2 protein-coding genes and 1 pseudogene are annotated in these 2,886 nt (G+C 70.9%); 2 read left to right on the top strand and 1 reads right to left on the bottom strand.

Annotated elements, in window-relative coordinates; genetic code table 11:
- Positions 1-80: 80 nt before the first annotated feature.
- A pseudogene (locus ACFU53_RS47460) lies at positions 81-1,303 on the bottom strand (IS110 family transposase).
- Between the two features lie 607 nt (positions 1,304-1,910).
- Here ACFU53_RS47460 and ACFU53_RS47455 point away from each other — a divergent pair.
- Together ACFU53_RS47455 and ACFU53_RS47450 are read left to right on the top strand one after the other, a co-directional pair.
- Positions 1,911-2,366, top strand: a complete 456-nt coding sequence (locus ACFU53_RS47455) for a peptidoglycan-binding protein (protein ID WP_384006716.1) — start codon at positions 1,911-1,913, stop codon at positions 2,364-2,366.
- Positions 2,367-2,486: 120 nt separating this feature from the next.
- A partial coding sequence (locus ACFU53_RS47450) for a hypothetical protein (RefSeq protein ID WP_384006719.1) occupies positions 2,487-2,886 on the top strand: 400 nt, incomplete at its 3' end.

Genomic DNA, 2,886 nt, shown 5'->3' with positions numbered 1-2,886 from the left:
GCCCGGTGGCCGGCAGGGTCGGGGTGGCCGTGCCGGTGCGCGGGCGTGATGGGGCCTGGAGGGTAGAGGTGGGGGATCCGTCAGGCGGCGAGGTCGACGTCGCCCGGGGTGCGTGCTTCGTAGAGGGCTCCGGTGCGGATCATCGCGTGGATGACGTTCACGCGCTGGCGGGCCAGGCGGAGGATCGCCTGGGTGTGGGTTTTGCCGCGTGCGCGTTGCCGGTCGTAGTAGATCCGGGAGGACGGGTCGGCTTTGCAGCCGATCGCGGCGAACGCGGCCTGGAACAGGGCACGTTTGAGGAGCCGGTTGCCGCGGTGGGGTGCGTGCTCGCCGCGGATCGAGGTGCCCGAGGACTTCGTGGCGGGCGCGAGTCCGGCGTAGGAGGCGAGGTGTCCGGCGGTGGGGAAGCCGGTGCCGTCACCGATCGCGACGATCACGGCGGCCGTGGTCCTGACGCCCAGGCCGGGCAGGGACGTCAGGAGGTGGAAAAGAGGGAGGGCCTCCAGCAGGGCGGCGATCTCCTGCTCGGTGGCCCGGCGCTGGGTGTGGGCGGCTGCGAGCTGGGCGGCCAGGCCGGGCACGATCAGCGCGGATGCCTCGGTGCCGGGAACGACGAGGGTCTGCTCGGCGAGCGCGTTGAAGATCTCGGTGGTGAGGTGGTGGGCCTTGCGCGAGCCGTGTGCCTTGAGCAGGGCCTCGCAGCGGGTGCGGCCCAGCTTCTTCAGCCTGGCCGGGGAGCCGTGCCGTTGGAGGAGGGCCTGGACATAGGGGTAGGCCAGGCGGGGGCCGAGGACGCGCTCGAGGGAGGGGTGGATCTGGGAGAGCAGGCCGCGCAGCCGGTTGGTGGCGCGGTTGACCTCGCCGGCCAGGTCGTTGTCGTAGCCGGTGAGCATCGTCAGCTCGGCCAGCACCTCGTCGTCGCGGTCCACCGCGCGCAGGGTGTGCGGCATGGTGCGGGCGGTCTCGGCGATCACGAACGCGTCGCGGGCGTCGGTCTTGGCCTCGCCCGGGTGCAGGTCGGCGGCCCGCCGCATCGACAGCCCGGGCAGGTAGGCCACCCGGCAGCCGCCGCGCGGGCCACCGTCAGCGGCAGCGCGCCGATGTTGGCGACCTGGTCCACGATCACCAGAACGGTGCCGAACTTCGCCACCAGCCTGGTGAACAGCTCCAGCAGTTTCGGCTCGGTGTTGGGCAGCCGCTTGTCGTGCACGGTTCTGCCGTCCTCGGTGCTGCCGTGGGCGTGGTGGAACTCCTTGCCCAGGTCCAGGCCGAGGAAGAGATCTATCGCCGTCGTATCGACCATGTGCGTGCCTCTCGCCACTCGTCTCCTGAAACTCCCGGCCGTCCCTGCGGCACCACACGCCGGCAACCACGTTACGCAGACATGCCGCCCGTGAAGCGGCCCGGCATTGCACCGGACCAGGCGGTCGTCAGGCCCCTCATCAGCGGTCAAGCGGTGCCCCGAAGCCCGGCGGCAACACCCCCCAGGTCATCCGTACGACAGGGGGCACACAGCCATACCGGACCCGGGGGCCAGGCGCCCCATCGCGGGGCCACGAAAAAGGTAACGGGGCGGGCCGGCCCTTCGGCTCGGGTGCGCGGGGGCTGTCGTTCCCCTGGCGTCGGGCCGTATGGAAACGAAGACTTGCGGCGACGGCGACGGCGACGGCGACTGCGCCGGCGTGCGCGTCCCGCCCGCCGGCGGATTCGCATGCGGCCGATGGCAATGCCGGTAGTGGATCTCGTGCTGCAATCGGGCAGTCTGTAGGGGAGTTGATGTGGAACTCCGGCCGTCCCGCAAGGTTGACCAGGGCCGGTCAAACTCTCACAACCGGCGCCACCGGTTCCACAAACGCCCGGCGGTAGTGTCGTCGCCGACCGAGTCACTCCCGTATTAGGGGGAAACACGCATGGTATCGAGCACGCTCACGAAAGCGCTGTTAGGAACCCTCACAGCCGCCGCCCTCAGCATCGGCACCCTCGCCGGCGCAACCACAGCCGCCGCCGCGCCCGCCCAGCACGTCCCCACCCAGACCGTCACGATCCAGGCCGTCAACAACCTCGGCCTCACCAACTGGGAAGCCCGGAGTGTCCAGTGCTACGTCCGTGACGCCGGGTTCAGTCCCGGCACGATCGACGGCGAGCTCGGCACCAACAGCTGGAAAGCCTGGCAGCGTTTCCTCAACGACCGCGGCTACAACGCCGGAACTGTCGACGGCGACGTCGGCCCCAACACCATCCGCGGCCTCCAGCGCTTCCTCACCTACGTCGGCTACGACACCGGCGGCATCGACGGCGATGCCGGAACCAAGACCAGGGCCGCCTGGAAGGAGTTCTCCCACCTCACCGGAGGCTGGTGCTCCTGACCACCCGGCACGGTGTAGGACGGTGATCCGCGCCGCGTAGGCGTTCCTCGGTCCCGTGATCGCCCCGTCGACGAGACCGGCGAGTCGTGGGCGAGTGGGTGGCGGGCCCATGAGGTCGGCGTGGACCCTGCCGAGGAGCCGGGCGCCGTCGTAGGCGCCCCAGGCCGGGCCGTGGACGTCGGCGGGTCTTGTGAACTGCCCCTCGACACCGTCGACGTCCTGGGCGAACAGGTCTTCCCACTGGGTGGACTCCGCGACGGTCACGGCGTCCCTCCTGCCCGTCTGGCTGTGGCTGTGGCTGCGGGCACCGTAGCCACAGCCAGTGACAGCCAGCGGGCGGAAGGGGCGTTCGTGGCCGGGGCGGGCCGTCACGGCCGGCCGCCGAAACCCGACGTGACCGGCCGGCCGGGGCACCGCCCGCTACACTACGACGTCGTGCACATCAACGCCGAGTTCGCGGACCAGGCGAGCGACCACGACCCGCAGATCGTGCGGATCGACGTGGGCAGGTGCCGCCCTG

The organism is Streptomyces sp. NPDC057474 (assembly GCF_042802555.1).
In the GTDB taxonomy this organism is placed as follows: domain Bacteria; phylum Actinomycetota; class Actinomycetes; order Streptomycetales; family Streptomycetaceae; genus Streptomyces.
Note: the sequence above shows the minus strand (reverse complement) of the source record. Positions and strands in the feature narration are given on the sequence as shown.